The 3,672-nt window shown below is 69.7% G+C and carries 2 protein-coding genes and 1 pseudogene; all 3 read right to left on the minus strand.

Going from position 1 to position 3,672, the window contains the following annotated elements:
• Positions 1-191: 191 nt before the first annotated feature.
• Positions 192-614: a PIN domain nuclease gene (locus tag RB628_RS39805; RefSeq protein ID WP_318325531.1), complete on the minus strand. Its 423-nt coding sequence runs from the start codon at positions 612-614 to the stop codon at positions 192-194.
• A complete protein-coding gene (locus tag RB628_RS39810; protein ID WP_318325532.1) occupies positions 611-826 on the minus strand; it encodes a type II toxin-antitoxin system VapB family antitoxin in 216 nt (71 codons plus the stop codon). The genes RB628_RS39805 and RB628_RS39810 overlap by 4 nt, the downstream gene beginning before the upstream one ends.
• Before the next feature lie 94 nt (positions 827-920).
• A pseudogene (locus RB628_RS42845) lies at positions 921-3,355 on the minus strand (helicase-associated domain-containing protein).
• Between the last annotated feature and the right edge of the window lie 317 nt (positions 3,356-3,672).

A 3,672-nucleotide genomic window follows, 5' to 3' on the forward strand; every position in this document is an offset into this window, starting at 1 on the left:
CGGTGAGGCACTGGCGGAGGATACGAGATTCGAACTCGTGAGGGGTTGCCCCCAATACGCTTTCCAAATGTTCGTCTGGGGGTACGGGGATGTGCGGGAGTGTTCTGACCTGCGGTGCAGCCGACTCGGGTGGGGCTTCTGAACGATGTCGTACGGCGGTGAACGCAACCAGAACTGCAACCACTGCTGACCTACTTGCCGTGTTCCGGGCCGTACCACTGGAGGGCTTGCCCGGTCACTGCGGCGATGCACTCGAAGTCGTGGTCGCGATGGAGCAGGGTAAGCCCCTGCAGCTCAGCGGTCGCGGCGACGGCCAGGTCGACAGCTCCGGCACTTCGGTGTTTCCCCTGCTTGGTGAGGGCTTCCTGGACCTGCCAGGCGCGGTCGTAGGCGCGGTCGTCGACGGGAACCCAGCCGAAGATCAGTCGCATGTCCTCGATGCCGCGCGCCCGGTCGGCAGTTGACCGTGCGCTGTAGAAGAACTCGAGCTCGGTGATCGGGCAGGTTGCGATGAGTCCGGCCGCGGCGGCCTGGTCCCAGCCGTACTGCTCCGCTTCCCCGCGCATGAACCGCGCGAGCGCGCTGGTGTCGATCAGGAACTGGGCCGCGTTCACCGGCGGTAGTTCTCCTTGTTCTCGAACAGTTCCAGATCAAATGCGCCGTCGCCCGCCGCGGCCCGCAGCCGGGCGAGAGCCAGGGCGCGACGCCGGCTCTCCAACACCTCGCGAAGAGCGGTGTTGACGGTCTCCTTCTTGGTGTTCGTCCCGAGGGCTTTCGCCACGTCCGCGACCAGGTCGTCGTCCAGGTCGATAACTGTCCGACTCATACATGCCTCCTGATACCAAATGTGGAGTCAAGTATATCTCGCGAGGTGCCCGCGGGGGTGGCTCGTCGGGGTACCTGGCCTTGGCCGCCGAGTCCTAGGCGGGCATCACGCCATGGATGCGGGAGAGAGTGAAGACGCGTTCCGCTTCGCGCAGGTGGCACCAGGCGTTGAGGTAGGGCGGGTCGAGTTCGAGGTCGCTGAGGGTACGTACGGTCCGGCTGCCCGAGGTGGCGATGTACTCGACCGTGATGGCCTCACCGGCGTCGATGGCATGGGCGACCTGGCGGACGTCGCTGTACGACAGGTGCTTCGCGTATCCGGCGACGATCTCCTCGGTGTCCGTCGCGAAAGGCACCCCGCTGCCGAACGGGTCGGGTTCCGGGGCGTTCGGCGGGGCCTTGAGCAGCCGGTCGGCCAGGACGTCCACGTCCGTCCCGGCGTCGATGGACATCTCCGAGGCGTGGGTCGCGGTGGTCCGGGGGCCGCGCCGCCCGACGTTCCCTCGCGGGGGCGGGACGGCAGCGGCGGCCCTCTGCGGCAGGCTCTTTTCGATGCGTACCGTTCCCCCGGCGGTCTCGGCGACCGGGGCGTAGCCCGCGGCACGGAGCGCGGCGAGAGTCGTCACGGGTGGGCTGCCGCTGACCAGGACCGTCGGGGCGAGCCGCCGCAGGGCGAGCTTGGACAGTGCGCGGTGGGCGGCGAGTTCGGCCAGGAGCGCGGGTTCGTCGCCGTGGATGACACAGGCCGCGGGGGCGATGCGCACCCGTCCGTGACCTCGTGCGGTGTCGGCGATGAGATAGGTCAGCGGCTGTGGCAGGGCCGTGGCGGAGCCGGCTGCCAGGTCGGCTGTGATGTCGTCCGGGGTGCGGCCGGCGTCCAGGGCCCGGCGGATACTGCCGGCACTGAAGCGCCATACCGACGCCGTGCCACTGGTCTCCCGGTCGGCCGTCGAATCCAGCAGCGCCGCGATTCGAGCGGACGGGGTGCCGGTGACGACGGCGGTGAGGTCGGCGCCGATCCGGGCCGTCGTGGTCGCGGGGGCAGCAGCCGTCGGGCCGTGATGTCGAGCTCTTCGTCGGCGTGGGCCGCCAGGTGGGCACCGAGCGGGGACAGCGCACCCCGTGCCAGCACGCCCAGCAGTTCGCCTTCGCGGATCACGGTGCTGAACGGTGCCGTGTCCCGGGGCGAGGCGTCGTCGGCGAGCGGACGGTGCCAGGCCACGAGCGGCCCCAGCTCCGAAGCGACCTTCGCACCCTGTCCTGCCGGGAGCCCCGCCGCCGCGATGAGCAGCCCGTGGCGGGCCTGCAGACAGCCGCCGCAGTCAGGCGCACCGGCGAGCGCGGGAAGCGCCTTGTTGTCTTCGTCGCGCGCCCGGGTGGGGGTGAGCGGCAGGTCCCGCCATGCCCGGAGCAATACGGCGAGTTGTTCTGCGGGCTCCTGCTCGACCCAGACGTCGTACGCCTCGGTGGGAGGTACGCGATCGCCGTCGCGGGCCAGCAGTCCGGCGGCGTACGCGCTCTCCAGGGCGATGCGTACGACGGCGTCGTCCGCTTGGGCGGCCCTGCCGAGCCGGGCCAGTTCACGCGCGCCGATCCCGCCCGACTTCAGCCGGGTCGGTGGAGCGGTCGCGCACGCCGAAAGGACGGAGGCGGCCTGGGCCGCGAACGCGGTGGCGGCCACCGCGGCCTCCCGCTCCACCTCCGAGGAGGTGATGGGCACCAACTGTGTGACAGGCGGCAGAGGTTCGAACGGAGCGTGCCAATCGGGGCCCCGCAGAGCCAAGGCCACCTCGACCGGCATCCGGGCGGGCCCGTACCGGTGACGGTCCTGGAGCAGAAGCCCGCGGTCGAGTGCCCATCGGGCGCCTGGTTGGAGGTCGCGGCCAGGAGTCCCGAACACGACGAACAGTGACTGACGCGGCGTGGACCTGGCGCTCCGCTCAAGCAACTTCCGTGTGGCCGCCGGTGCCCCCGCCACCAACGCGGCGACCCGTTCCGCGTCACTGTGATGCTCCACCAGAGCCGCGAGTCGCTGCTGCTTGGCGCCAGGTGGCTTGATACCCAGGACCGCCAGCATGTCGCGCAGTTCCTCCGAGGTGGTGCCGGCCAGCAGTTCGCCCAGCGGGGCGTCAAGTCCCAGGGGCGTGCTCCACGCCTGCCGCAAAGGCGTGGGCATGCGCAGTGCCTCGTTGCCGTCGTGCTACACGAGCGCCCGATCCGACAGCGCCTCCAGGGTCGCGTCCAGCGCGTGTACCGCCGTAGGGGATCTTGAGCCGAGCAACTCCGCGAGGCTGTCCCGGGTCGCTCGTGTTCCCAGGGCTGCCAGCGCCTCAGCGGCCTGCAAGCACGGCAGCGTGAGTTGGGGCAGGACGAGTGCCACGGACCCCGGACGTTGGAGACGGTCCGCCAGTTCCCCCACCGAGCGCGGTTCCGGAGAGGAAGCTGCGTCCTTCCGCATGGCGAGTACGCGTGCCAGGCGGGAACCGTCGAGTTCGCTCAGCCAAGTCGCAAGCGTCGATCGGGACTTCATGAGGGTGCACCTCGACAGACAGGGAACGTCACGGGCGGGCCGAAGCCGCTTCGGCGCCAAGGTCAAGGATGGCGCAGTTCCATGATCCGCGGATGCCGTACGAAGGCAGAGTCCCAGGCACCTCCCCGCCGGGCTCGTCCCGCCGGGCCGAGCCCGGCGGCAGGAGAAGATACTGGCTACCCGCTGCCGAAATATCCTTAATAGGATTATATAAACGCAACCAAAACTGCAACCAGCGCACAGCGAAGGGCCCCACCGCAAGCGGTGGGGCCCTTCGACATCGTGCCCGGTGAGGCACTGGCGGAGGATACGAGATT

The organism is Streptomyces sp. ADMS (genome assembly GCF_033441795.1).
Classification (GTDB): domain Bacteria; phylum Actinomycetota; class Actinomycetes; order Streptomycetales; family Streptomycetaceae; genus Streptomyces.